24 protein-coding genes are annotated in these 24,344 nt (G+C 34.4%); 19 read left to right on the forward strand and 5 right to left on the reverse strand.

From position 1 onward, the window contains the following. Positions 1-21: 21 nt before the first annotated feature. Positions 22-792 carry a tetratricopeptide repeat protein gene (locus tag A9G17_RS12315; RefSeq protein WP_065738968.1) on the reverse strand — a complete coding sequence of 257 codons (771 nt, stop codon included), beginning with the start codon at positions 790-792 and terminating at the stop codon, positions 22-24. Positions 793-1,021: 229 nt separating this feature from the next. Here A9G17_RS12315 and A9G17_RS12320 point away from each other — a divergent pair, with 229 nt between their 5' ends. From A9G17_RS12320 to cysZ, 7 genes are all read left to right on the forward strand, one after another. Further along, positions 1,022-1,780 carry a Nif3-like dinuclear metal center hexameric protein gene (locus tag A9G17_RS12320; protein ID WP_065738969.1) on the forward strand — a complete coding sequence of 253 codons (759 nt, stop codon included), beginning with the start codon at positions 1,022-1,024 and terminating at the stop codon, positions 1,778-1,780. Between the two features lie 97 nt (positions 1,781-1,877). Then, positions 1,878-2,756, forward strand: coding sequence for a 4-hydroxy-tetrahydrodipicolinate synthase (dapA, locus tag A9G17_RS12325; RefSeq protein WP_065738970.1), 879 nt, complete (start codon positions 1,878-1,880; stop codon positions 2,754-2,756). Positions 2,757-2,795: 39 nt separating this feature from the next. Further along, entirely contained in the window at positions 2,796-3,557 is a 762-nt protein-coding gene (gene bamC / locus A9G17_RS12330) for an outer membrane protein assembly factor BamC (RefSeq protein ID WP_065738971.1), read from the forward strand. Positions 3,558-3,793: 236 nt separating this feature from the next. Then, positions 3,794-4,504, forward strand: a complete 711-nt coding sequence (gene purC, locus A9G17_RS12335; RefSeq protein WP_065738972.1) for a phosphoribosylaminoimidazolesuccinocarboxamide synthase — start codon at positions 3,794-3,796, stop codon at positions 4,502-4,504. Next, a complete protein-coding gene (locus A9G17_RS12340; RefSeq protein ID WP_065738973.1) occupies positions 4,504-4,959 on the forward strand; it encodes a DUF441 domain-containing protein in 456 nt (151 codons plus the stop codon). The genes purC and A9G17_RS12340 overlap by 1 nt, the downstream gene beginning before the upstream one ends. 3 nt (positions 4,960-4,962) lie before the next feature. Then, the gene (locus A9G17_RS12345; protein ID WP_065738974.1) at positions 4,963-6,972 is read left to right on the forward strand and encodes a GNAT family N-acetyltransferase; all 2,010 of its coding nucleotides are present in this window, start codon (positions 4,963-4,965) and stop codon (positions 6,970-6,972) included. A gap of 165 nt (positions 6,973-7,137) precedes the next feature. Then, the gene (gene cysZ, locus A9G17_RS12350) at positions 7,138-7,968 is read left to right on the forward strand and encodes a sulfate transporter CysZ (protein WP_218059731.1); all 831 of its coding nucleotides are present in this window, start codon (positions 7,138-7,140) and stop codon (positions 7,966-7,968) included. Positions 7,969-7,976: 8 nt separating this feature from the next. Here cysZ and A9G17_RS12355 read toward each other — a convergent pair whose 3' ends face one another. The 3 genes from A9G17_RS12355 to A9G17_RS12365 are packed head-to-tail and all read right to left on the reverse strand — an operon-like array spanning position 7,977 to position 9,706. Further along, on the reverse strand, positions 7,977-8,162 hold the full coding sequence (locus A9G17_RS12355) for a YpfN family protein (protein ID WP_065738975.1): 186 nt from the start codon (positions 8,160-8,162) through the stop codon (positions 7,977-7,979). 34 nt (positions 8,163-8,196) lie between these two features. Then, positions 8,197-9,336 (reverse strand): succinyl-diaminopimelate desuccinylase, encoded by a 1,140-nt coding sequence (gene dapE / locus A9G17_RS12360; protein WP_065739174.1) that lies wholly within the window; start codon positions 9,334-9,336, stop codon positions 8,197-8,199. Between the two features lie 13 nt (positions 9,337-9,349). After that, the gene (locus A9G17_RS12365; RefSeq protein WP_065738976.1) at positions 9,350-9,706 is read right to left on the reverse strand and encodes an ArsC family reductase; all 357 of its coding nucleotides are present in this window, start codon (positions 9,704-9,706) and stop codon (positions 9,350-9,352) included. A 364-nt stretch (positions 9,707-10,070) separates the two neighbouring features. Here A9G17_RS12365 and A9G17_RS12370 point away from each other — a divergent pair, with 364 nt between their 5' ends. The 12 genes from A9G17_RS12370 to A9G17_RS12425 all read left to right on the forward strand — a co-directional run bounded on the left by A9G17_RS12370 (position 10,071) and on the right by A9G17_RS12425 (position 22,471). Next, positions 10,071-10,313: a FeoA family protein gene (locus A9G17_RS12370; protein WP_065738977.1), complete on the forward strand. Its 243-nt coding sequence runs from the start codon at positions 10,071-10,073 to the stop codon at positions 10,311-10,313. Next, positions 10,310-12,637, forward strand: a complete 2,328-nt coding sequence (gene feoB / locus A9G17_RS12375; RefSeq protein WP_065738978.1) for a Fe(2+) transporter permease subunit FeoB — start codon at positions 10,310-10,312, stop codon at positions 12,635-12,637. The genes A9G17_RS12370 and feoB overlap by 4 nt, the downstream gene beginning before the upstream one ends. Positions 12,638-12,728: 91 nt before the next feature. Then, positions 12,729-12,974 (forward strand): FeoC-like transcriptional regulator, encoded by a 246-nt coding sequence (locus A9G17_RS12380; protein WP_065738979.1) that lies wholly within the window; start codon positions 12,729-12,731, stop codon positions 12,972-12,974. Positions 12,975-13,236: 262 nt separating this feature from the next. Next, a complete protein-coding gene (rpiB, locus tag A9G17_RS12385) occupies positions 13,237-13,692 on the forward strand; it encodes a ribose 5-phosphate isomerase B (protein ID WP_065738980.1) in 456 nt (151 codons plus the stop codon). 203 nt (positions 13,693-13,895) lie between these two features. Further along, on the forward strand, positions 13,896-14,846 hold the full coding sequence (tal, locus tag A9G17_RS12390; protein ID WP_065738981.1) for a transaldolase: 951 nt from the start codon (positions 13,896-13,898) through the stop codon (positions 14,844-14,846). Positions 14,847-14,998: 152 nt separating this feature from the next. Continuing rightward, positions 14,999-17,005 carry a transketolase gene (gene tkt / locus A9G17_RS12395; protein WP_065738982.1) on the forward strand — a complete coding sequence of 669 codons (2,007 nt, stop codon included), beginning with the start codon at positions 14,999-15,001 and terminating at the stop codon, positions 17,003-17,005. 606 nt (positions 17,006-17,611) lie between these two features. Further along, on the forward strand, positions 17,612-18,559 hold the full coding sequence (locus A9G17_RS12400) for a sugar-binding transcriptional regulator (RefSeq protein WP_065738983.1): 948 nt from the start codon (positions 17,612-17,614) through the stop codon (positions 18,557-18,559). Positions 18,560-18,771: 212 nt separating this feature from the next. After that, positions 18,772-20,019, forward strand: a complete 1,248-nt coding sequence (locus tag A9G17_RS12405; RefSeq protein ID WP_065738984.1) for an NAD(P)H-dependent oxidoreductase — start codon at positions 18,772-18,774, stop codon at positions 20,017-20,019. A gap of 79 nt (positions 20,020-20,098) precedes the next feature. Then, on the forward strand, positions 20,099-20,485 hold the full coding sequence (locus A9G17_RS12410; RefSeq protein WP_065738985.1) for a transcriptional regulator GutM: 387 nt from the start codon (positions 20,099-20,101) through the stop codon (positions 20,483-20,485). A 45-nt stretch (positions 20,486-20,530) separates the two neighbouring features. Further along, complete coding sequence (gene srlA, locus A9G17_RS12415) at positions 20,531-21,052, forward strand: PTS glucitol/sorbitol transporter subunit IIC (RefSeq protein ID WP_065738986.1); 522 nt, start codon at positions 20,531-20,533, stop codon at positions 21,050-21,052. 12 nt (positions 21,053-21,064) lie between these two features. Then, positions 21,065-22,093, forward strand: coding sequence for a PTS glucitol/sorbitol transporter subunit IIB (gene srlE, locus A9G17_RS12420; RefSeq protein WP_065738987.1), 1,029 nt, complete (start codon positions 21,065-21,067; stop codon positions 22,091-22,093). An 18-nt stretch (positions 22,094-22,111) separates the two neighbouring features. Continuing rightward, positions 22,112-22,471 (forward strand): PTS glucitol/sorbitol transporter subunit IIA, encoded by a 360-nt coding sequence (locus A9G17_RS12425; RefSeq protein WP_065738988.1) that lies wholly within the window; start codon positions 22,112-22,114, stop codon positions 22,469-22,471. 108 nt (positions 22,472-22,579) lie between these two features. Here A9G17_RS12425 and A9G17_RS12430 read toward each other — a convergent pair whose 3' ends face one another. After that, positions 22,580-24,142: a phosphoethanolamine transferase family protein gene (locus A9G17_RS12430; protein WP_065738989.1), complete on the reverse strand. Its 1,563-nt coding sequence runs from the start codon at positions 24,140-24,142 to the stop codon at positions 22,580-22,582. Positions 24,143-24,344 lie beyond the last annotated feature (202 nt).

Below are 24,344 nucleotides of genomic sequence, written 5' to 3' on the forward strand. Positions count from 1 at the left end.
TATAGACACACATTTGCTAAATCAATTCACTCCTTTGCTTAATTGATTCAATTTTTGTTTAGATTGTTCAATATTTTTAATCCATTGAGCATTTAAACGTTTGGTATGTTTGGGTAGGTAACTTAAACGATGCTCTATGATTAGTAACACATGATTTGCCTTATCAATTTGGTTCCAGCCAATTAAGGTCTGTAAGTAAAATGAAATTGCTTCTAAACTCGGAAAATAGCTAATTAAAGTTTCTAATTCTTTTTTAGCTTGCTCTCTTTCGTTAAGTGAAACCAAAACTCTAGCATAGAGTAAATGACTTTCATCAGAACTATAATTAGGATTTTTTTCACGTAAAAAATTTAATGTCTCTTTTGCTTTAGTATACTGATGATCCATAAATAACGCATAAGCATATTGCAGCAAAATATCAGGTGAGGTTGCATTATTACCAGTTAATGCCTGTTGGTAGTATGTCAAAGCTTCATCAGCTCGATTATTGTCAACCAACGCTTTGCCTAAATTGATTCGTGTGGTGGAGTTTTGTGATGCTTCATATTTTTTTTGGGCTTCATATAATTCACGCTCAGGATCCTGTGTTTTACGTAGTTTTGTTTCAATTTGGTAACCAACCGGCGTAGAGCGTAACTTAGGTAAACAAATGGCGGCAAAATAGATCAAACTGCCCAAAAATGGCACCATAAATATTATACAAATCCAATACCTATCCTGTTGAGTACGAATTGCATGGAATATAAAAAATAATGCAATAGCGCTACTTAATCCAATTCCTAAAAATGGCACAATAATATCCTTTTAGTGAATGTACATAAAACAGCATAATTTGACACAGTGTTAAGTCTAAATAAACTTTTATAATTTAGCAATATTATCAATAAACAAATGTTTAGTATTTTTGTAAATGCCAGGGGTATTAAATACTTTAAGGACAGCGAGTAAAATATGTTGGTGAGATAATTGGTAAAAGTGATTATAATTATTAACTATAATTCCTTTTAATAAGATAGATAAAATGCTTCGCAATGAACTTGAACAAATAATTAATAATGAATTGCAAATAAGTCGATACCGAGACTATGCACCCAATGGATTGCAGGTAGAAGGTCGAAATGAGGTTAAGAAAATTGTTACAGGCGTTACAGCTTGTCAATTATTGTTAGATAAAGCTGTGGAATTGCAAGCTGATGCCGTGCTGGTACACCATGGTTTTTTTTGGAAAAATGAACCGCAAACCATTACGGGTATAAAATATCGACGAATAAAAACGCTTTTGTCACATGATATTAATTTGTTCAGTTATCATTTGCCTTTAGATGGTCATCTTGAATTGGGTAATAACGTTGAACTGGCAAATTTGTTGGATATCAAGGTTGATAAACATGATGATATAACTGATTTGATGTTCACAGGCTCCTTAAACAATCCCATTACAGCTATACAGTTTAAACAACAGTTAGAGCAAGCATTACATGATGGTATGCCCCAAGTGTTGTTTTGTGGTGATAATGCACCGCAAATCATTAAGCGTATTGGTTGGTGCAGTGGTGGTGGACAAGATTTTATAGAGCAAGCAGCTCAACTTGGTTGTGATGCTTTTTTTACGGGTGAAGTATCCGAACGCACTATTCACATTGCCCGTGAATATGGTATTAATTTTTATGCAGCGGGTCATCATGCTACAGAACGTTATGGCATAAAAAAATTAGGGGAGTGGTTGGCAAGTCACTATGGGTTGCAATGTATTTTTGTCGATATCGATAATCCAGCGTAACAAAAGTTGAATTTAACTTAGAAATAACGCATACTTATTCGTAGTTTTTATAATCTTCAAAGCTGTTTTGAAAACAGATAATATGAGAGGTCATTTTATGTTTACAGGAAGTCTGGTCGCCCTTATTACACCAATGGATTCAAAAGGAAATGTAGACCACGTAAGCTTAAAAAAATTGGTCGAATATCATATCGCTAATGGTACATCAGGTATTGTTTCTGTTGGAACAACTGGTGAATCAGCAACGCTCGATCATAATGAGCATATTGATGTTATTAAGCGCACTATCGATTATGCTGATGGTCGTATTAATATCATTGCAGGAACAGGCGCAAATGCAACCAAAGAAGCAATTGAATTGACTAATAAAGTTGAAAATATTGGTGTAATTGGTTGTTTAACTGTGGCTCCTTATTACAATAAACCAACTCAAGAAGGTATGTATCAGCACTTTAAAGCCATTGCTGAAAGTACCGAATTACCTCAAATTCTATACAATGTACCTGGTCGTACTAGTAGTGATATTAAACCAGAGACAGTCGGACGTTTGTCAAAAATTAAAAATATTGTTGCTTTAAAAGATGCTACTGGTGATCTCTCTCGTGTTTATAAAACTCGAAGATTAGTCGGTGATCAGTTCAAACTTTTAAGTGGTGATGACGCAACTTTCTTAGATTTTATGATTTTAGGGGGAGATGGCGTCATTTCGGTTACTGCTAATGTTGCAGCAAAACAGGTTGCAACAGTTTGTAAATTAGCTGCAAATAATCAAATTCAAGAAGCACGAGCGGTAAATGACAGTCTATTAGCACTCCACAACAATTTGTTCATTGAGCCAAATCCAACACCAGTGAAATGGGCGTGTACTCGATTAGGTTTAATAGACAATGGTACAATCCGTTTACCAATGATATCGCTGTCTGAATCTTCAATTCCAGCGGTAGAGCAAGCATTAAAAAATGCTAATTTACTGTAATTTATTTTCATACAACTATTAATTTAAAAGCAGATATCTATGTTTGATAAAACTATATTGCATAATTATGTCTTAAGAAAAACCGCTATTTTGACTACTATCATTTCTCTATTTCTTGTAGGGTGTGGTAGTGATCAAAATTATAAGCGCGAAATTGATGGTAATGAAGATTATTTAAACTCACCTGCTTTAAAGCCTTTAATTGTTCCAAAGGGTATGACAATACCAGCAGAAACTGCTGATTTTTATATTAATAAAATTGACTCCAAAGGTGATTTGGGTAAACAAGTTGATATTCGAGCACCTGTTGTACCTATTCCAACCATTTCTGATTCCTTTGTTATTTATAATAATGGTGTCGTTACTTTTAATTCACCGCTCAGCGCTGATGTATGGAATAAAATTCCAAATACTTTAAATAATAAAAATATTCCTATTAGTAGCAGTGATAATTTCACTATAAAAACAAGCAAAGCTTTTATTGTTCAAGCAGATGAAACCCAAACAGCGGAAGCGTCGTTTGTTTTTAAACGAAAAATTGTTGGTGATACCCAAACTATTACTCTTAGCTTGGATTCGTTAGCTCGTGGTGCTGAAGATATCTCTTCACAACCACTTGAAGTTCAGCGTTATGTTGTCGGTTTATTTAATTCGTTAATGGATGATATTGCTCCACAATCTTTTCGAGAACCACAAGTGAAAGACTCGAACGAGAATGAAGCGAAAAAAGAAGCTGATAAAGATACTGAGTCCATGAAAAGGATTAAAGAAGATCTTAAAGATCAGATCCGCGGAAAATGATAAAACAGTTTTATTTTGTGGATTTGAAAATTAATAACTTTCTAATTCACAATAACTTTAATTCATAGTGTGGTTTCAAATTTGTAGCTTTTATGACTCGATCTTAGCTATAAACTGATACACAGTTGCTTTTTATGCTTAAAAAAGTAATAGCAAAAATAGTAGCAATGAGTTTGAATTTAGGGAGCGCTTAGCTCCTTAATTATTTGTTGGCAAATTGATATAAGGTTATAAACATGAAAAAGTTGGATGAGCTTTATCGTGGTAAAGCAAAAACTGTTTACGCAACAGACAACCCTGAGTTATTAATATTGGAATTTCGTAATGATACTTCTGCTTTTGATGGTTTACGTATTGAGCAGTTAGATCGTAAAGGAATGGTCAATAATAAATTTAACTATTTTATTATGACTAAACTATGTGACGCAGGTATACCAACTCAAGTTGAAGCCTTGTTGTCGGACAACGAAGTTTTAGTAAAAAAACTCGATATGGTACCTGTTGAATGCGTCGTTCGTAATCGTGCTGCAGGTTCTTTAGTTAAACGCTTAGGTGTTGAAGAAGGTAAAGTACTGAATCCTCCAACGTTTGAATTATTCCTAAAAAATGATGCACTGCATGACCCTATGGTCAATGAATCTCATTGTAAGGCTTTTGGTTGGGCGACAGACGAGCAATTAGCCACTATGAAAGAACTCAGTTTCAAAATTAACACTATTTTGACAGATATATTTGATAAAGCAGGTTTAATTTTAGTTGATTACAAACTTGAATTTGGGTTATTCAAAGGGGAAATCACTTTAGGTGATGAGTTTTCACCTGACGGTTGCCGTCTATGGGAAAAAGAGACATTAAAAAAAATGGACAAAGACCGTTTCCGACAAGGTTTGGGTGGAGTTATTGAAGCTTATGAAGAAGTGGCAACACGAATTGGTGTTCCTTTGTAATGTTTGCGCAGTTTGACATTTCTTTTTTTCTACTTTTAGGTCTCGCAGCACTGTGTTATTTAACTCATAATAACACAGTGACTTTTGCAGTACTTTTACTGCTAATGTTTAAACTTACACCGTTAGCGGCTTACTTTCCATTTTTGAATAGATATGGTTTAACTATTGGGATTGTAATCCTAACTGCTGCTATGATGGTTCCGTTAGCCGATGGTTCATTAAAAGTCGCTGATATTTTAAAATCATTCACGACATGGCAATCTCTCGTTGCTATCGCTGTGGGAATTTTAGTGTCATGGTTAGGTACTCGTGGCATATCGTTAATTGGTGCTCATCCTACCATTGTTAATGGTTTAATCATTGGCACACTTATAGGTGTGGCCTTTTTTAAAGGCGTTCCTGTGGGACCTCTCATTGCCGCTGGCATATTGTCATTGTTGATTGGTAAAAATTAACTCATGTCATGCCTTAAAAGCACACGAACATTATGGGTGTTACAGGGTGAAGCAACACAATTATTTGAGCAACTTAATCACACCATAACGACAAATTTTGGCGATTGGATAACCGTTACCAGTCAGCCAAATGTGCCTGACTTTTTGCCAAATACTTTTTTACCTACTAAAACCAAACAGCTATTAGGGCAAGAGTATCTGCATGCAATATTTGATGCGACAATAGGATTTAATCTTGATGCGTTTGCAATGTTAACGGGTACATTGGTTAAAGGCAGTCTGCTGATTTTATTATTACCGAAGCAACTTGAAACTTGGCAAGACCAAGATAGTTTACGCTGGAATGAAGCCAATACCCCCATTACTGTGCCGAATTTTGTAAATCATTTGTTAAAAACACTTGCAGAATTTGATATAGCAATTGAGCACACTGTCTTATCATCACACAGTAATCTGCCATTATTAAAATGGTCAGACATCGACACTCAAGCTTACGATTTAACTCAGCAGCAAGTAACGTTACAAAAATTATTGAACAGTAAACAAAAGATTAATGTCGTTATTGCTAAACGCGGTCGTGGTAAATCGGCTTTGGCAGGGTTATTTAGTCATAACAAGAACTGTATTGTAACTGCACCGAATAAAGCAGCACTCAATAGCTTTTTTGTCTTTGCTAACCCAAACACTCCGTTTTATGCACCTGATGAGTTAATCGCTTGGCAACAAAACGATTTTGCTGATCATTTAATTATTGATGAAGCTGCTATGATACCGCTTCCCATGCTTGAACAATTACTGCATTTAGCTAAGGCTAAAAACAGTCGAGTATTACTCACTACCACTGTTGAAGGATACGAAGGTACAGGGCAGGGTTTTTTATTAAAATTGCTCGAAAATAGATCATATCAGTTTTTTTATCTTGATAACCCTATCCGTTGGCAAACGGGTGACAAATTAGAGTTATTTTGCGATCGGTTATTGTTAAATGGAATATTGGAAAAGAATGAAAACCAAATAGCAATTGATTCATCCATAAATTACAGTAAACTCGATCGACATAATATAAACGCATTAACAACGATCTTTTACCTTTTAAAAGGTGCTCATTATCAAACCACATTAGTCGATTTACGACGCCTTTTTGATGCGCAAAATTTATCGGTTTGGCAAGCAACGGTCAATAATGACTTGTCCCAAAATCATCCAATAACAACTCAACAGATCGCTGCGGCAATTACGTTAAATGAAGGCAATTTATCCGATTCACTCATTGAGCAAGTATGGCTTGGTACGCGTCGTCCTAAGGGTAATTTAGTTGCGCAATCATTAGTCGCTCATGCAGGTGAAAAACTGGCAGCCAAATTACGCTCTGTACGCATCAATCGCATTGCGGTGATTGATTCTTATCGTCGACAACATATTGCTAAAAAACTCGTACAAGCGATATGCGATGAAGCGTATCACCAAAATATCGATTATTTATCGGTAAGCTTTGCGTACAGTCAGCCTAATTATCAATTTTGGATGGCATGTGGGTTTAATTTGGTGCACATTAGTAGCCATAAAGAGACCCGTAGCGGAAGTTATTCAGTTATGGCGATTAAACCTTTAACCCAGTTAGGACAGGAATTATCTGATCAATTGCAACAGAAACTTGTGCGCAATGCTCGCTGGCTTAAAGATATTATCGAATTACCATTTAACGATATGATTACTTTTGATAATAATCAATCCTTAACTGCACAAGACTGTTGTGAATTAGCTGGTTTTTGTGATTACTATCGTCCATTTGAAGCGACTTATCCTGCACTTTGTCGATTAAATCTTTATGCACATCGACATCAGCAATACTTAACATTGCCGATGTTATCAGCCTTAATTGATAGCAAAAATAATCAGATGGATGTTATTAATCGTTATCAATTAGCGGGAAAAAATGCCTTAATGCAAGCCATCAAACATGAAGTTAAAACTTGGTTGGCAAATAATCAACGGACTTTAACACTAAAATAATGCAATAGTAAATAAAATAGCCAGTAAAGATGATTAAACATTATTGAGCTTAGTAGGCGGTATGTTTAAAATATCGCACTGTTTATTTAAAACTATGTATTAATGTATTACCAGTTTATGCCTACTTGAGGTATTGACTGACTTGTAAATAAAAAGGAACCAAATGTGACGTCTAATCAAATAGATAATAATACCCAGCATCGACATTCCCACACGGAATCACGCCCGAAAAATCATCAAGCTAGAAATGGGTTTGAATATTTTTTTAAAGGTTGGTCGTTAGCTTTTAGTCCAGGTATTAAGAAATTTGTTTTTTTACCTCTACTTGCCAATATTGTATTAATGTCGGCGCTGTTTTATTGGTTTTTTACCGTTCTCAGTGGCATGGTCGATTGGGGGTTGTCTTATGTACCAAGCTGGTTACAGTGGTTAGGATACATCATTGTATTTATTGTAATCCTAACGCTTGTGATTTTATTTTGTTATTTTTTCAGTACGGTGACTAACTTTATTGCTGCTCCTTTTAATGGAATATTAGCTGAACAAGTTGAAGCACAATTAACAGGTATGTCTGCACCCGATACAACATGGATGAGCTTAATTAAAGATTTACCGCGAATATTAAATCGTGAGCTGCAAAAATTAGGTCATTATCTATTATGGGCTATTCCTATTTTACTTACCTATTTTATCCCTGTCATTGGACAAACAGTTACGCCAGTGGTATGGTTTTTATTTACTGCTTGGCAAATCAGCATTCAATATGCGGACTATCCATTTGATAACCACAAAATTAAGTTCCACCGTATGCGTGAACTTTTAAAGCAAAACAAAGTCGACAATCTGATGTTTGGTGGTTTAGTTAGCTTTTTTACTATGGTACCGCTGCTGAATTTGATTGTGATGCCCATTGCTGTCTGTGGTGCAACAGCAATGTGGGTAGATCGTTACCGTCATCAAGCTGTATTTGAAAGTGCCAACCAAGATTTACGGTAACGCTTAGTTTATTTGTTTGATTTATTTGATGACGGCCAATCGTCGTCATCATCGCTGTAAGGTATGGGTTTTATCCCGTTCTTTTTTTCCAGATAATTTTTATAACTCAGTCGATTCAGTGCTTTAATGCCGTTGATAAAAATTCCAATTAAGATAATTAAAATAATCCACCAATAATCTTTAAGCCATGCCATATTATCTCCTTTTAGATAAGTGAAACGGGCTTAATTACACCAGTAATAAAGTCTCTAAAATACGTCTATAAATTGCGGTTAAATTAATAATATCTTGGCAGCGGGCATTTTCGTTGACTTTATGGATAGTTTTGTTAACCACACCAAGCTCAATGACTTGGCACCCCATTTTAGCAATAAAACGCCCATCTGATGTCCCACCACTGGTCGAGAGGCGGGTATCTGTTCCCGTAATGTCCTTAATGGCATTGGCAGCGGCATTGGTTAGCTCGCCTTGTGGGGTTAAAAAAGGATGACCTGAAAGACGCCAATTTAAAGTATATTTTAAATTATACTTTTGAAGAATCTGTTCAACACGTTCTTTAATTTGTGTGTCGGTAAGTTCACTGCTATAGCGAAAATTGAATTGAACACTCAGATCGCCAGGTATTACATTTTCTGCTCCTGTTCCGCCATTGATATTTGCAACTTGCATGGTGGTTTGTGGAAAATAGTCATTGCCATTGTCCCAAATTGTGCTGACCAATTCATTTAAAGCAGGAGCAAAACGATGCACTGGGTTATCTGCTAGATGAGGATAGGCAACATGACCTTGCACACCATGCACGACTAAATTTGCAGTTAATGAGCCACGGCGCCCATTTTTAATTTGATCGCCAAGTAAGGTATCGCTTGAAGGTTCGCCAACAATACAATAATCAATGCGTTCATGGCGATTGATTAATAAATCGACTACTTTAACGGTACCATCGGTTGCGTCAGCTTCTTCATCAGACGTTAACAAAAAAGCCACACAGCCGTGATGATCAGGATTGTTTTTAATAAAATCTTCTGCTGCACACACCATAGCCGCGACGCCACTTTTCATGTCTGCTGCACCACGACCGTACAGTACACCATTTTCATCAATGGTTGGCGTAAAAGGCGGATAAAGCCATTTAGTTTCATCACCTGCGGGCACTACGTCAGTATGACCTGCAAACATCAGTGTTTTACTTTTACGAACACCATGAAAAGCCCACAAATTTTTGGTTTGCCCAATATTGATTTCTTCAATGGTAAATCCAAGTTTTTTTAAACGTTCGATAATTATTTTTTGACAGTTTTTATCGTCAGGACTTATCGATTTTTCAGCAATAAGCGCAGTAGTCAGCGCAATAACAGGTTCATTCATCATAGTTTTGTTCTTATTTTGATTGCGAAATAAATTGTGAATAACTCTCGTCAGAAAATCCTAACAAAGCACGCTTACCATCGATCAGTAAAGGACGTTTTAAAATGGATGGATTGTCTAACATAATTTTTTTTGCGGCTTGTGCATTATTAATTTGGGCACGAACTTGTTCATCTAATTTGCACCATGTTGTACCGCGCGTATTAAGTAAACTTTGCCAATCAACTAATTGTAAAAAAGTGTCGAGCAGGTCAGCCGATAATCCATCGGTTTTATAATTATGAAACTGATATTGAACTTGATGATCATCAAGCCAAGTAAACGCTTTTTTCATTGTGTTGCAGTTTTTAATACCATAGATGATATACATAATTGAGGTGATCCATTTCTTTAATATATTAAAAGATTATATCAGCTATAAGTAATTATCAGCAATTAGGATGATTAATGGGAATATCCGTTCTGATTTAGTTTTATTATACTTAATAGGATTAACGGGTGATAATTTCACCAACCTTAAAAAAGAGGTTAAAATCGTTTTTTCTGAAGATAGTCTGCATTTTTATTCAAAAATAATTGAAAATTTTCTAATTACCCCCATTATTTGACCATTCTTTCCATTTTTTACATGAAAATTTGTTTTTTTCTACATTAATGTGTATTAATATTGCGAATCGTTCGCATTTTAATTTGTGCGAAAAAAATAAATAAGCTAAATAAACGTAGGAAGTATGATGTCATCTTTAACTCTTAACCACTTGCCGATAGGGCGTGAGGCGGTTATTTCTAGATTTTTACCTAAATCGTTACCTTATCGTCGTAAATTACTGGCTATGGGCATTACACCGGGTTGTAAAGTCGAGGTAGTACGGACTGCGCCACTTGGTGACCCAATTGAGATTAATATGCGTGGATTTTTATTATGCTTACGCCGCCAAGAAGCTTCTTTTATCGAAGTGTTAGAGGTCGGAGCATGAAGATCGCGCTAATTGGTAATCCAAATTGTGGCAAAACAACATTATTCAATTTGTTGACCGGTGCCAAACAAAGAGTGGGAAATTGGCCTGGCGTTACTGTCGAGCGTAAAACAGGTCTGTTTGCCTATAATCAGAAACAATACGATATTGTCGATTTACCGGGAACCTATTCAATTGAATCCGATCCATTATGCGTGTCGCAAGATGAGTTAATTGCAAGGCAGTTTGTTTTGAGTGAAGATGATTGCATGATAGTCAATATTATTGATGCGACTAATTTGCAACGCAGTTTATATTTGACCTGTCAATTAGTTGATTTGCAATTGCCTATGATCGTTGTGCTTAATATGATGGATGCTGTTAAAGCAATGGGTGAACAGATTAATGTTGCAAAATTATCTAAATTGCTGGGTTGTCCAGTGGTGGCGATATCATCAAGTAAAAAAATAGGATTGCAAACACTGTATCAGCAAATTGAAGCGATGACAGTATCTTCCCAAGTAGCTAATCCTTCAATCAATTTGTTGGGGGATGAACAGCAAGCTATTATTGATGGATATATTAATGAATTACCAGAAGACTGTGAACTACGTCGATTTAACCCATGGCAGTTGCAAGATGTGTTATTAGATGATTCACACTACAATTTGACCCAACTTGAGAGTGAAAAGCTAACAGCTTGTCGTCTGTCACTTTCAGCATGGTGCGATAACGAAATTGATGTAGCGCTAGCATCTGCACGTTATGATACGATTGATGCGATTTGTAAAACGGTCATTGACAAGCCTCGTGAATTAAATGTTCGCTTTTCTGATATGCTTGACAAAATTACTTTAGGACGCATTACAGGTATTCCACTGTTTTTGTTAACAATGTATATCATGTTCATGTTGTCGATTAATTTTGGGTCAGTATTTGTTGATTTTTTTGATGGATTATGTGGCACGTTGTTTGTGGATGGTACAGCACATGTACTGCAAACCATACAGGCTCCTAGCTGGCTTATCGCCATTTTGGCCAATGGTATCGGGCGCGGTATTCAAACTGTTTCAACCTTCATACCTGTAATTGGGGCAATGTTTTTCTGTATGTCATTTTTAGAAGATTCGGGTTATTTGGCAAGGGCAGCAGTGGTTGTCGATCGTGGTATGCGCTGTATCGGTTTGCCGGGTAAGGCATTTGTACCCATGTTAGTCGGTTTTGGTTGTGGTGTGCCAGCAATTATGGGAACACGTACATTAGAAAGCACGCGCGATCGCATTATGTCAATCTGTATGATTCCATTTATGTCGTGCGGAGCAAGATTGCCTGTATATGCGTTGTTTGCGGTTATCTTCGCACCTAGACATGCTTCATTTATCGTTTTCAGTTTGTATATGTTAGGTGTCGCAGTGGCAATTATCACAGGATTTGTGCTTAAATTTACTTTATTAAAAGGTTCGATTACGCCGTTTATTATGGAGATGCCCGTATATCGAATTCCTACTTTAAGCAGTTTGCTCAGTTTATCTTGGCAACGTCTGAAAAATTTCATTTTCAAAGCAGGAAAAGCCATTATAATCATGGTGACTGTTTTGAGTTTGCTTAACTCATGGGGACGAGATGGAACGTTTGGACATGAAGATTCACAAGATTCTATGCTATCTGTAGTTAGTCAAAAGATTACACCAGTATTTGCCCCAATGGGTATTAATCAACAGAATTGGCCTGCTACCGTTGGTATTTTTACGGGTATTTTTGCCAAAGAATCGGTTATTGCCACCTTAAACTCGCTTTATTCTATGGATGATACGGATACAACACAACAGGCTGAATCATTTAATTTATCGCAAGGGATTTTAGATGCACTTAAAACGATTCCTAAAAATCTAGTTGATTTGTCTGATGCTGTTTTAGATCCTTTGGGGTTATCTACTGTTAATGATGATATTGACTCATTACAATCCGACTTAGCTGTGGATTCGACAGCAGTATCACAAATTAAAAATTCCTTTATTACGCCATCGGTCGCCATAGCTTATTTAATTTTTATATTACTTTATACTCCCTGTGCTGCGGCTTTAGGGGCGGTATATCGTGAAGCAGGTATAAGATGGATGATATTTGTTGGCATTTGGACTTTTATCATTGGTTGGTTATCTGCAACAATTTACTATCAAACAACTTTGATTGGACATTCACAATCGGCGGTTTGGTGGCTTTTAGGATGTGGGGCATTTATGCTAATTATGATTATCACCATGCGGATATTAGGGCGATATTCCATTTTTAATCAAACAACCGTCAGTTCATCTAACTCTAAAAATTCATCCTGCTGTTATTAAATAGCAGATCCTTAAAACATCTTATTTAATTAACCATTCAATCATAAATTAAGGAGAAGATGCAGGACATAACCCTGCATCTTTTATTATTATGCTAGTAACTTCAATTCGAGATTATGTGCAATTAAAAGGTCGTGCCGAGTTGCAAGACATTGCCCGACATTTTCGTATACCTAACAGTGCCACAGCACAAATGCTGGATTTTTGGATTAAAAAAGGAAGTATTGAGCAAATTACCATAGGGGATAATCAAAGCGCATGCACACCTAATCAATGCAAAACGTGTTCAGGTTGTAATATCACTCAGCAAATAGTTTATGTTTGGTTAAATAAATGAGTCATATCACTTTCAAAATCATTATGTTCAAATGTGTTTATATTTAACCTTTGATTGAATCATGTAAAAAATTTTACTATAGATACTCTATTTAGGTAGTACTCTTTGTAATTAATAGCATAAATTATTGCTATATTTTCTTAAAAAATATTTTATTTTCGAGACTTTCATCACATAATTGAATTAATTTATATCTCAAAATATCAAATGATATTAATATGAACTTATGTTCATTTTTTGAATTAAATTGAGGTAAAATAATATGAAACCAATAGCCATTGGCGCTGATGATGCCGCTTTTGAATTTAGAAATAGCATAGTTGATTATTTGACTAAACAAGGTATTGAAATTGTGGATTATAGCAGTGACAAACAAGTAAAAAATGCTTTGTATCCTGATGTCGCAAATGCCGTAGCCTGTTCTATCAAAGAAGGTAAACATGAACGAGGTATCTTAATTTGTGGTACAGGTATCGGTGTTGCCATTGCTGCCAATAAGATACCCGGTATTCGCGCAGCTCAATGTCATGATGTATTTTCGGCTGAGCGTGCTAGAAAGAGCAATAATGCTCAAATTATGACAATGGGTGCTAGAGTAATTGGTGTTGAGCTAGCTAAAAAACTTGTACAAGCATGGTTAAATTCTGAATTTGAAGGTGGTGGTTCGACAGCTAAAGTTGAGCGCATCAACCATTATGATCAACTTTATAGTAAATAATCACTATTAGTTAGAATTTTTTTGGTTAAAAGCAGATTAAATTTGCAAACAATGAGAACATTTCGATATTTAATTTTACCTTATATTTGTCTGTTTTTTAATCTATTATGTGTGCGAAATAGCAATAGGGCACTGTCGTTTTATTTTTGAATAAATGCTATTATATTTTTATTAAACTAAAAGCTGTAGAGGATAAAAGAAGTATGAGTCAATTAGATGAATTTAAAAAATTTACTGTAGTTGTTGCCGATACTGGAGATATCGATTCAATTAAACAATTTTCCCCTGAAGATGCCACTACCAACCCATCCCTTGTACTGAAAGCAGCTCAACTTCCTCAGTATCGCTATCTAATCGATTCTGCTGTAGAAACCGCTAAAAAACTGGGCGGGAGTAAAGAACAACAATTAGTTAATGCGTGTGATCAAGTCGCTGTTAATATTGGTGCTGAAATTTTAAAATTTGTTCCTGGTCGTATCTCGACAGAAGTGGATGCCCGTTTATCATTTGACACACAAGGTTGTATAGACAAAGCACGTCGTATCATTGAACTTTACCAAGCAAAAGGTATCGATAAATCACGTATCTTAATTAAAATCGCTTCTACTTGGGAAGGGATTAAAGCAGCAGAAATTCTTGAAAAAGAGGGAATTAACTGTAATTTGACATTACTTTTCTCATTTGCACAAGCAAGAGCATGTGCTGAAGTAAATGCCTTTTTAATTTCTCCGTTTGTTGGCCGTATCTATGATTGGTATCAAGCTAAAAAACCAATCGATCCTTATGTTGCAGACGAAGATCCTGGTGTAGTTTCGGTTCGTAATATCTTCAATTATTACAAACAACATGGTTATAAAACGATTGTGATGGGCGCAAGTTTCCGTAAAGTTGACCAAATTTTAGCACTAGCGGGTTGTGACCGTCTAACCATTGCACCGAGTTTGCTTGCTGAAATGCAGCAATCAACAGCCCCTGTAACACAAAAACTTAATCCAAATCAACAGGTAGTCGATCGCCCAGCGCCGATGACTGAGGCTGAATTTAGATGGCAACACAATAGTGATGCCATGGCAGTTGAAAAACTTGCTGAAGGTATCCGTGCTTTTGCTGTTGACCAAGGCAAATTAGAAGATATGATTAGTGCATTACTTTAAGCATATAGAATACAAAGGGGAGCTAGCTCCCCATTTTTACATTATTTAATTCGATTTGATTAACAAATTTGGCAGGTGACAGCATTTGTTGCTGAGAATAGTAACTTGCTAGATTAGGAATTTTTAATTAAAAATATTTTGGAGATTACAACATGAATGCAACGACTTTATCTCACCGCGAACTAGCGAATGCGATAAGAGCATTAAGTATGGATGGTGTGCAAAAAGCTAAATCTGGTCATCCAGGTGCACCTATGGGTATGGCCGATATGGCGGAAGTACTTTGGCGTGGATTTTTAAAACATAATCCTACTAACCCTAATTGGGCGGATCGCGATCGTTTTGTATTATCAAATGGTCATGCATCTATGTTGATTTATAGCTTGCTGCATTTAACTGGATACAATGTCACGATTGATGATCTTAAAAACTTTCGTCAACTGCATTCAAAAACCGCAGGTCATCCTGAATATGGTTATGTTCCGGGTGTTGAAACAACAACAGGCCCGTTAGGACAAGGTATTGCTAATGCGGTAGGTATGGCTATTGCTGAAAGAACATTAGCTGCGCAATTTAATAAATCAGGCCATACCATTGTTGACCATCATACTTATGTCTTTATGGGTGATGGTTGTATGATGGAAGGAATTTCACACGAAGTATGTTCATTAGCAGGTACGCTTAAATTAGGCAAACTCATTGCATTTTATGATGAAAATGGTATTTCAATTGATGGTGAAATTGAAGGTTGGTTTACTGATGATACGGCAAAACGCTTTGAAGCTTATGGTTGGCATGTAATTCGTGGCATTGATGGTCATGATGCTAAAGCTCTAAAAGAAGCCATTGAACAAGCACAAGCAGTAACCGATAAACCGTCATTGTTAATGTGTAAAACAATTATTGGTTTTGGTTCACCAAATAAAGCGGGTAGCCACGAAAGTCATGGCGCACCTTTAGGTGATGCTGAAATCGAAGCAACACGTAAAGAACTGGGTTGGAATTATCCTGCCTTTGAAATTCCAAAAGAGTATTACGATGCTTGGGATGCAAAAGCCAAAGGTAAACAAGTTGAAGATGAGTGGAATGCACGTTTTGATGCATATGCTAAAGCTTATCCTGATTTAGCTCAAGAGTTTAAACGTCGAGTTAGTGGCGATCTACCTGCTAATTGGCAACAAGTAGCAAAAGATTTTGTGAATAAACTGCAAGCAAATCCAGCAACAATTGCAACACGTAAAGCATCACAAAATGCGATTGAAGCGTTTGCTCCTACTTTAACTGAATTTTTGGGTGGTTCTGCCGACTTAGCACCAAGTAATTTAACCATGTGGTCAGGTTCAAAAGAGATTTTAGCCAACCCAAATGGAAATTATATCCACTATGGTGTACGTGAGTTTGGTATGTCAGCGATCATGAATGGTATCGCATTACATGGTGGCTTTATTCCTTATGGCGCAACTTTCCTAATGTTCATGGAATACGCACGTAATGCTATCCGTATGGCTGCGTTAATGAAGATTCGTTCATTATTCGTTTATACTCATGATTCTATTGGTTTAGGTGAAGATGGACCAACACATCAACCTGTTGAGCAAATGGCAAGTTTACGTGTTACACCAAATGTCAGTACTTGGCGACCATGTGACCAAGTTGAATCAGCTATCGCTTGGCAATATGCGATAGAACGCAAAAATGGTCCAACAGCGCTAATCTTCTCAAGACAAAATCTTAAACAACAAGATCGTAGTGCTGAGCAATTAGCTAATGTTTATCGTGGTGGTTATATTCTTAATGATTGTACTGGTACACCAGAATTAATTATCATTGCTACTGGTTCAGAAGTTGAACTTGCTGTTGAGGCATATCATAAACTTACCGAAGCTGGTAAAAAAGTAAGAGTTGTCTCAATGCCATCGACAGATGCATTTGATAAACAAGATGAAACTTATAAAGAATCTGTATTACCATCTTCAGTGACGGCTCGCTTAGCGATCGAAGCAGGTATCAGTGATTATTGGTATAAATATGTTGGTCTTAACGGTAAAGTTGTTGGTATGACAACATTCGGTGAATCAGGCCCAGCCGATCAACTATTTAAAGAATTTGGTTTTACTATTGATAATGTCTTAAATCAGGCGAAAAGTTTATTGAAATAAATTATAGTCTGCTTAACAGAATAAAACTTCGCTAATAACTTTAGCGAAGTTTTTTTTTGCTTATTTTATGTTTTTTAGAAAACTTATCCTATTTATAAATATTCTCTAATAGATTATTGAGTGATCAATATATCTTAATCTCATCCTTGAAACTGATTATATAAATTTCTATTTTCTAATTCATTGGAATTTTTCAGACAGCTGCATACCCCAAATACCATACAGTATAACCCCAATAATTATCTCATTGTTTCAAGGTGTTTTAGCATTTTTACAGAAAAAAGAATAAGGTATTTGATAAATGTTTTATATAAAAATAATTTACCAAGCTTAAATCTTGTCATTTATGTAGTTCAATAAAAATATCCTAGGGAATTTTGTGTTGTGTATTATCTCAATATCATTTAACTAATCGTAACGTATGATAATTATTATTAACTATTACTTTAATTCATTATAGTTAATATTGTTTATTGACGTTTTTAAATGCTAATGGTGGTTAAAATTTGATTTGATGTTTGATTTTTCAATTTATGCTACTATTAGTTAAACATTTGTTTTATTGATTGACTATTGTTAATTATAAAAACTCAATAGGAGTGAGTTATGAGATGGGAAGAAAAGCGAGATTTAGTTAAAATTGCAACTTGGTATTACCAATATGGTTGGACTCAGGCTCAAATAGCTCAGAAGATAGGTATTTCACGATCAATAATTTCTAAAAAATTACAAGATGCTAAAGAGTTAGGTATTGTTGAAATTTTTATCAAAGATGAAACTGCATATACAGTTGAATTAGAGCAGAAACTTGAAACTAAATTCAAACTAGAAGAAGCGATTGTTGTTGCTACACATAATCTATCTTATGAAGAATCCACAAATTGGTTAGCTAAAAAAGCTGCTTATGCATTGAATAAACGAATTTTAAAAGTTAATAAATTAGGTATTTCGTGGGGAAAAACAATTAGGAAATTTGTTAATGAATTTCCGTATATTACTAATAAAGAATTAGTTATTGTACCTTTGATAGGTGGTATGGGTGCTGAGGAAGTTGACCTACATTCGAATCAAATTTGTTATGATCTTAAAAAAAAGATGCAATGTACATGTAAATACCTATATGCACCAGCATTAGTGGAAGATCAAACAATGAAAAATGATCTATGTAAAAATAAATATATAAATGAAGTACTCAATGAAGGTAAAACGGTTGATATGGCGATCGTAGGTATCTCTAATCCTTATCAAAATAGTACTATGGAAGAAATTGGTTATATTAATAAAAAAGATCTTGAAGAGTTTCGTTATTATGATGTAGTTGGCGATTGTAATTCACGTTTTTATACTTCTGACGGAAAAGAAGCAAATAGTCCAATAAATCAAAAGATTATAGGTTTAAGTTTAGATGATTTACGTGAAATTCCAACAGTAGTTGCCATTGTATCAGGTGAAAATAAGGAAAAAGCGGTTATTGCAGCTTTAAATTCTAAGATTATTGATATTATCGTAATGACAGACAAAATGGCTGAGTATGTCTTAAATACTAGTCACTAATGATTCTTTAATTTTTATAGTTAAAAAGCCTCTTTATTTGTATAAAGAGGCTTTTTTTTGTCCAAAATTTAAATTAGTGACAAATGACAATTACTGTGACAAAAGTCACATAATATTGATCTGTCAATTGTGGTTATGATTTATTATGTTATCTTTATGATAAATAGTTAATAAACCTATTTAATATTAAATTTAACAAGGAGAATACAAAAATGACCATCTATAGACAATTGTTACAAAGAGAAGAAAATGACAATCCAATTCGAGTTGGGGTTATTGGTGCGGGGCAAATGGGAACAGGAATGATAGCGCAGATAGCAACCATTCCGGGAATGTGTGTAACTGGAATTAGTGATATTAATTTAGAAGCTGCGAAACAAGCAGCAAAAGATTATAAAGCAAGCGCCAGTAAGGAAAATAATATTCTTGTTTCTAAAAATTTTAAAGAAGTAATTCAATCAAAAGAGGTTGAAATAATTGTTGATGCTACAGGAGTACCTGAAGTAGGTGCGAAAATTGCTTTAGAAACATTATTAGCCAAAAAGCATTTAGTTCTTCTTAATGTGGAGATAGATATCACAATAGGCCCTTTGATGCATAAACTGTTTAGTGCCGCTGATCTTATTTATACCGGTTCTGATGGAGATGAACCAGCAGCAACACTTGAGATGTATGAATTTGCAAAATCAATGGGAATGGAAGTTCTTGTTGTAGGTAAAGGTAAAAATAACAAATTAAAAATAGAAGCAAACCCTGATACAGCACAAGCTGAGGCTGATTCAAAACATATGTCATCACACATGTTAGCAGCATTCCAAGATGGAACGAAGACTATGGCAGAAATGAATTTACTTTCTAATGCAATGGGTTTTATTCCTGATGTAGTTGGCATGCATGGCGTCAAAGGTGATTTAGATTCAGTCCTCAAAGATTTAAACCTTAAAGAAAATGGAGGCGTTCTTAATAAATTTGGTGTCGTTGAATATGTTGATGGTTTAGCCCCTGGTATTTTTGCTATCGTTAAAGGTCAAAATCCTAATGTTAGTAATGAATTAAATTATTTAATGAAAAAAGGTGAAAGAGATCATCACATTTTATATCGTCCTTTCCATTTAGCTAGCCTTGAAACACCAATGACTATTGCGAAAGCTATTTTAAATCACGATACCGCTATTGTCCCTTGTGGTGCTCCAGTATCTGAAACAGTTGCTGTCGCAAAAAAGGATATCAAAATTGGAGAACGACTTGATGGAATCGGTGGTTTTTGTGTTCGTGGTGTAATTGAGACTCATGCGGATATGAAGAAAAACAAAAATATTCCAATTGGCCTTATCAGCGGTAATGTTGTTGCCAAACGAGATATACCAAATGGTAAGTTTTTAACTGAAGAAGATGTTGTTTTAGATGAAACAACAACAGTTTGGAAATTACGTAAACTTCAAGATGAAGTCTTTAGTTAAAAATATAAGAACTGCTGACTAATAAGATTCAGCAGTTTCTTGCGTTATAAGTTAAGTTGTTTTTATGGGGTTTGTAAACATGAATATTGTAATCATCGCCAGTGTTGTTTTTGTTTTACAGTCAATATTGAGTTTAATGCAAATTAGGTATTATCAAAGATATATGTACAACATCACTCAACAATATTCAAATTCTAAAAATTATCATCTTTATTCATCTATTGAACGTAAAAGGTTAGGTTCAAGTGCGATTGTGGTTATGGTGATAGATGAAAACAAAATGGTTAAAGAATGCCAACTTTTGAAAGGAACATCAATCTTTGCCAAATTTAAACCGTTACCAAGATTCTATGGATGCCAATTGTCACAAATTTTAACCAATTTAAGAGCAGAAAGTGAAACCAGAAAACTTTCTGTTGAAGAAAAAGCAATTATAAAAATGGGAACAAACCAACTTCCTGTTTAATTTAACTTATTAAAATCTTAGAAGACAACAACAAAGGAGATAATAATGGAATATATTGAATGGTTTGGAACCCATTTTATTGGGTTATTTCAAGCTGGTGGGAAAGTTTTTGTTGGTTTTATGACAGATATTATCCCGCTTTTGATTGTGTTATTAACATTCACCTATTCTTTAATTGCTTTTATTGGTGAACAACGAGTCACTAAGGCAATTCAATTTTCGGCAAAAAATATGTTATTACGCTACAGTTTAATGCCAATTCTGTCTGTTTTAATGTTGACTAATCCAATGGCTTATACTTTTGGTCGCTTTGTTAAAGAAGAACAAAAACCAGCTTTTTATGATTCGGTTGTTTCTTTCTTGCACCCTGTAACCGGTATGTTTCCTTATGCCAATGCTGGTGAGTTATTTGTATATCTGGGGATTGCAAATGGTGTTATGAATGCAGGTTATAGCATTTCGAGTCTTTCTGTTCGGTACTTTTTAGCGGGTATTATCATTATTTTAATGCGTGGTGTTATTACCGAAATTATTACTAAATTTTTGATGCGTAAAAAAAATCTGTAGGAGAGTGATGCTATGTATAAAACAATTATGATAGATAAAGGACAAGGTGGCTGGGGAACAGGTTTTTCTTTAACGCCAACGACTGAAAAACATATAATACTTTCTGTAACAGGCGGTGGTATTCATCCAGTTGCCCAAAGAATTGCTGAACTTTCGGGTGGGGAAGCGGTAGACGGTTTCAAAAATGCAATTCCAGAAAATGAAATTTTGTGCGCAATTATTGATTGTGGTGGAACCGCTCGAATTGGTGTTTATCCAATGAAAAAAATTCCTACAATTGATGTTATTCCATCAGCACCAACTGGTCCTTTAGCAAAACATATTACTGAAGATGTCTTTGTTTCAGGGGTTAAGCCTCAAAACATAAAACTATTAGAAGGTCATAATGAACAACCAACAGCATCTGCGCAGAATCAACAACAGCAAACACAAACGGCTGAAGATCCAGTTTTGGATCGCGAAAAATTTAAAGAAAAATATGCACAAATAAAAGAAGAACATCGACAAAATCAAAAAGAAAGCTTATTGATTAAATTATCCCGAAGTATTGGTAAAGCCATGGGAATTTTTTATCAAGCAGGTCGTGATTCGACTGATATGTTAATTAAAAACATTATACCTTTTATGGCATTTATTAGTATGTTAATAGGTATTATCAATTACACAGGTATTGGCCATATAATCGCTACAACATTATCACCTTTAGCTGGCTCAATATGGGGTATGATGGTAATTGCATTTATTTGTAGCTTACCATTTTTATCACCAATTCTTGGTCCGGGCGCTGTTATTGCTCAAGTTATTGGTGTCTTGATAGGTTCACAGATTGCAATTGGTGCAATTCCTGTTGCTTATGCCTTACCTGCGTTGTTTGCTATTAATGCTCAAGCTGGATGTGACTTTATTCCAGTTGGACTATCTTTAGGGGAAGCAAAACCTCAAACTGTTCAAATTGGGGTACCCGCTGTATTGTATAGTCGAATGATCACTGGAATATTGGCTGTTATTGTTGCTTGGATTATGAGTATTGGAATGTACTAAGTTATAAAAGAGGTAAGTATGTCAAGAAGTGTTATTACTGATATTGGTGCTATTGTTCCGGAATTTGAAGAAGAAAAAGTTATCATTTTATTTGGTCCAATGGCAACACCTGATTTAAGGGAAATTTGTGTAATACATGAGTTTCATAAAAAGCCTAATCAAACATTGATTGAAGGTAAAGAATTTATGTTAGGTGAACATAAGTATATTATTAAACAAGTTGGTAGCGAGGCAAATAAAAACTTTGAAGAATTGGGGCATATTTCTATTTATTTTAAACAAAATGATAGTGACATTCTGCCAGGAGCAATTGCAGTTGAACCAGATGTTTTTCCAAAATTGAATATTGGAGATAATATTTGTTTTGATTTAGGTTGATTGGTTATTTATTGTTTTTTTGTGATTTTGTTATTTTCAATTAAATTTAAAAACCATCACTAGTAATTTAGTGATGGTATGATGTTTTTAGTCAAAAAATTAAATCTTTTAATATGGATTAGGATCTTTTTTCAAATCATTAAATGGAAATAGCTTATTCTTCCAATCTTTAATTTGAATATTTTTTTGTTCAGGTATATCCATCAAATGATATTGCATGTAATCATGTTGGATGTTCAATTTAATCCCCATCCAATGACTTAATAAATAAACGAATTGATATCCTGAAATTTGTTTATTGATTTTAATATGATTATTTTCTGATGAATCAAAAAATATTAATGGCACTTGGTAACTATTTTGGTTTTCCCAATTATGTCTTAAATCTTGGTATTGTTCAGTATGAGAAAGCCCATGATCTGCAAAGTAAACCACAGAATAATCTTCATTATGTCGTTTTAATATCTCTATTGTTGATTTTATAAAATCATCTGTTTCTTTAATACTACTGACATAACATGATATATTTTTATTGTTGAGATCAAATTGCACATCAAACTGTAGTCTTTTACAAAAATGAGGATGTGAACCAATTAAATGCATAACAATAAGCTTTGGTTTATCGTGCTTTTCTGTTAATAAGTTATCTAGTTCAGGTAAAAGTAAGGTATCATATTTACCTCGAGATGATTTACCGTTATATTCCCCTTTTTTGGTGTAGAAAATATTTTTGCTATAAGCGGTAATTCTTGGCACAGTTATTTCCATTCTACCTAATCGGCCTTGGTTTGAAAGCCAGTAGGTATCAAATCCAGCATCATTAGCAATAGTAATAATATTATTGTTTATTTGTGCATTAACTTCTTTATTATCTGAATAACTAGATTGACTAATTAAATGAGGAATTGATGATTGAGTATTTGATGCAGGAGCAATTAATCCATCCCAAATTAATGAGGCATGGTCATTTGTAAAAGGAGTATTATTATATTTGAATCCATAAGCGCTCATGTAATCTTTACGAACACTTTCACCAATGATAATAACATAAGTTTTATATTTAGGATTTACAGAAACAATGGGTATTGTATTAGTTTTTTCAATTTGTCTAAGTTGCTCTTGCTTTTCTGTTGTGTATAACTTATAGCTTGAGTATAAATCGATACAAAATTCAAAAGGTGGATATTTAAAATTATGAATTAAAATTGTTGTAATCGAGGTAGTATGACTTTTAAAAAATATTTTGACAGGTTTATAACAGCATAGCAATAAAAACAAAATAATAAAATATTTGTTATTAATCGTTGGAAATTTAACTTTATAAAATATATAAATGAATAAAATTACGAGTGCAATTGGAATAAAATAAAGATAAATAGGTAATTGATTAAAGAATTCTAATACTTCATCAAAATCGGTTTCTGATACCGCACTGATAACTGCAACATTTGGACTTCCATAATAAAATCCTACTGGGAAATAAAGTGATGCAATGACAAATATCGACCCAAAAAAGAAACGAAATAACGTGAATCTAGCTAAAAAAATTAGAGATAAATAAGTGAGTAGTATCCTATCAAATCTTTGTGTATAACCTAATAAGTAAACCAATACTATTGAGAGACAAATGCAAATAACATATGCAAATAATTTGCTTTTTATAAATATCACAAAATAAATCCATTTTAAAACAATCAGTTGATAAGCTGCAAAATTATATTAATAATTTAATTTTAATCAACATATATTTATATTAAATGAACATAAATAATCATAATATATTTGGGCAATGATTATTCATAAAAAAATTAATTTTTGGATTATTTTTTATTCTATACATTAGAATTATTGGTCCAAGCGCTGAAAAGCATTA

The organism is Gilliamella sp. wkB7, from assembly GCF_001693435.1.
Taxonomy (GTDB): Bacteria; Pseudomonadota; Gammaproteobacteria; order Enterobacterales; family Orbaceae; genus Gilliamella; species Gilliamella apicola_N.

What these genes read in the sequence shown, in the direction of transcription:
- A9G17_RS12320 (WP_065738969.1), top strand. Translation starts at nt 1,022, where the DNA reads ATGCTTCGCAATGAACTTGAACAAATAATTAATAATGAATTGCAAATA.
- dapA (WP_065738970.1), top strand. Translation starts at nt 1,878, where the DNA reads ATGTTTACAGGAAGTCTGGTCGCCCTTATTACACCAATGGATTCAAAA.
- bamC (WP_065738971.1), top strand. Translation starts at nt 2,796, where the DNA reads ATGTTTGATAAAACTATATTGCATAATTATGTCTTAAGAAAAACCGCT.
- purC (WP_065738972.1), top strand. Translation starts at nt 3,794, where the DNA reads ATGAAAAAGTTGGATGAGCTTTATCGTGGTAAAGCAAAAACTGTTTAC.
- A9G17_RS12340 (WP_065738973.1), top strand. Translation starts at nt 4,504, where the DNA reads ATGTTTGCGCAGTTTGACATTTCTTTTTTTCTACTTTTAGGTCTCGCA.
- A9G17_RS12345 (WP_065738974.1), top strand. Translation starts at nt 4,963, where the DNA reads ATGTCATGCCTTAAAAGCACACGAACATTATGGGTGTTACAGGGTGAA.
- A9G17_RS12355 (WP_065738975.1), bottom strand. Translation starts at nt 8,162, where the DNA reads ATGGCATGGCTTAAAGATTATTGGTGGATTATTTTAATTATCTTAATT.
- dapE (WP_065739174.1), bottom strand. Translation starts at nt 9,336, where the DNA reads ATGAATGAACCTGTTATTGCGCTGACTACTGCGCTTATTGCTGAAAAA.
- A9G17_RS12365 (WP_065738976.1), bottom strand. Translation starts at nt 9,706, where the DNA reads ATGTATATCATCTATGGTATTAAAAACTGCAACACAATGAAAAAAGCG.
- A9G17_RS12370 (WP_065738977.1), top strand. Translation starts at nt 10,071, where the DNA reads ATGTCATCTTTAACTCTTAACCACTTGCCGATAGGGCGTGAGGCGGTT.
- feoB (WP_065738978.1), top strand. Translation starts at nt 10,310, where the DNA reads ATGAAGATCGCGCTAATTGGTAATCCAAATTGTGGCAAAACAACATTA.
- A9G17_RS12380 (WP_065738979.1), top strand. Translation starts at nt 12,729, where the DNA reads ATGCTAGTAACTTCAATTCGAGATTATGTGCAATTAAAAGGTCGTGCC.
- rpiB (WP_065738980.1), top strand. Translation starts at nt 13,237, where the DNA reads ATGAAACCAATAGCCATTGGCGCTGATGATGCCGCTTTTGAATTTAGA.
- tal (WP_065738981.1), top strand. Translation starts at nt 13,896, where the DNA reads ATGAGTCAATTAGATGAATTTAAAAAATTTACTGTAGTTGTTGCCGAT.
- tkt (WP_065738982.1), top strand. Translation starts at nt 14,999, where the DNA reads ATGAATGCAACGACTTTATCTCACCGCGAACTAGCGAATGCGATAAGA.
- A9G17_RS12400 (WP_065738983.1), top strand. Translation starts at nt 17,612, where the DNA reads ATGAGATGGGAAGAAAAGCGAGATTTAGTTAAAATTGCAACTTGGTAT.
- A9G17_RS12405 (WP_065738984.1), top strand. Translation starts at nt 18,772, where the DNA reads ATGACCATCTATAGACAATTGTTACAAAGAGAAGAAAATGACAATCCA.
- A9G17_RS12410 (WP_065738985.1), top strand. Translation starts at nt 20,099, where the DNA reads ATGAATATTGTAATCATCGCCAGTGTTGTTTTTGTTTTACAGTCAATA.
- srlA (WP_065738986.1), top strand. Translation starts at nt 20,531, where the DNA reads ATGGAATATATTGAATGGTTTGGAACCCATTTTATTGGGTTATTTCAA.
- srlE (WP_065738987.1), top strand. Translation starts at nt 21,065, where the DNA reads ATGTATAAAACAATTATGATAGATAAAGGACAAGGTGGCTGGGGAACA.
- A9G17_RS12425 (WP_065738988.1), top strand. Translation starts at nt 22,112, where the DNA reads ATGTCAAGAAGTGTTATTACTGATATTGGTGCTATTGTTCCGGAATTT.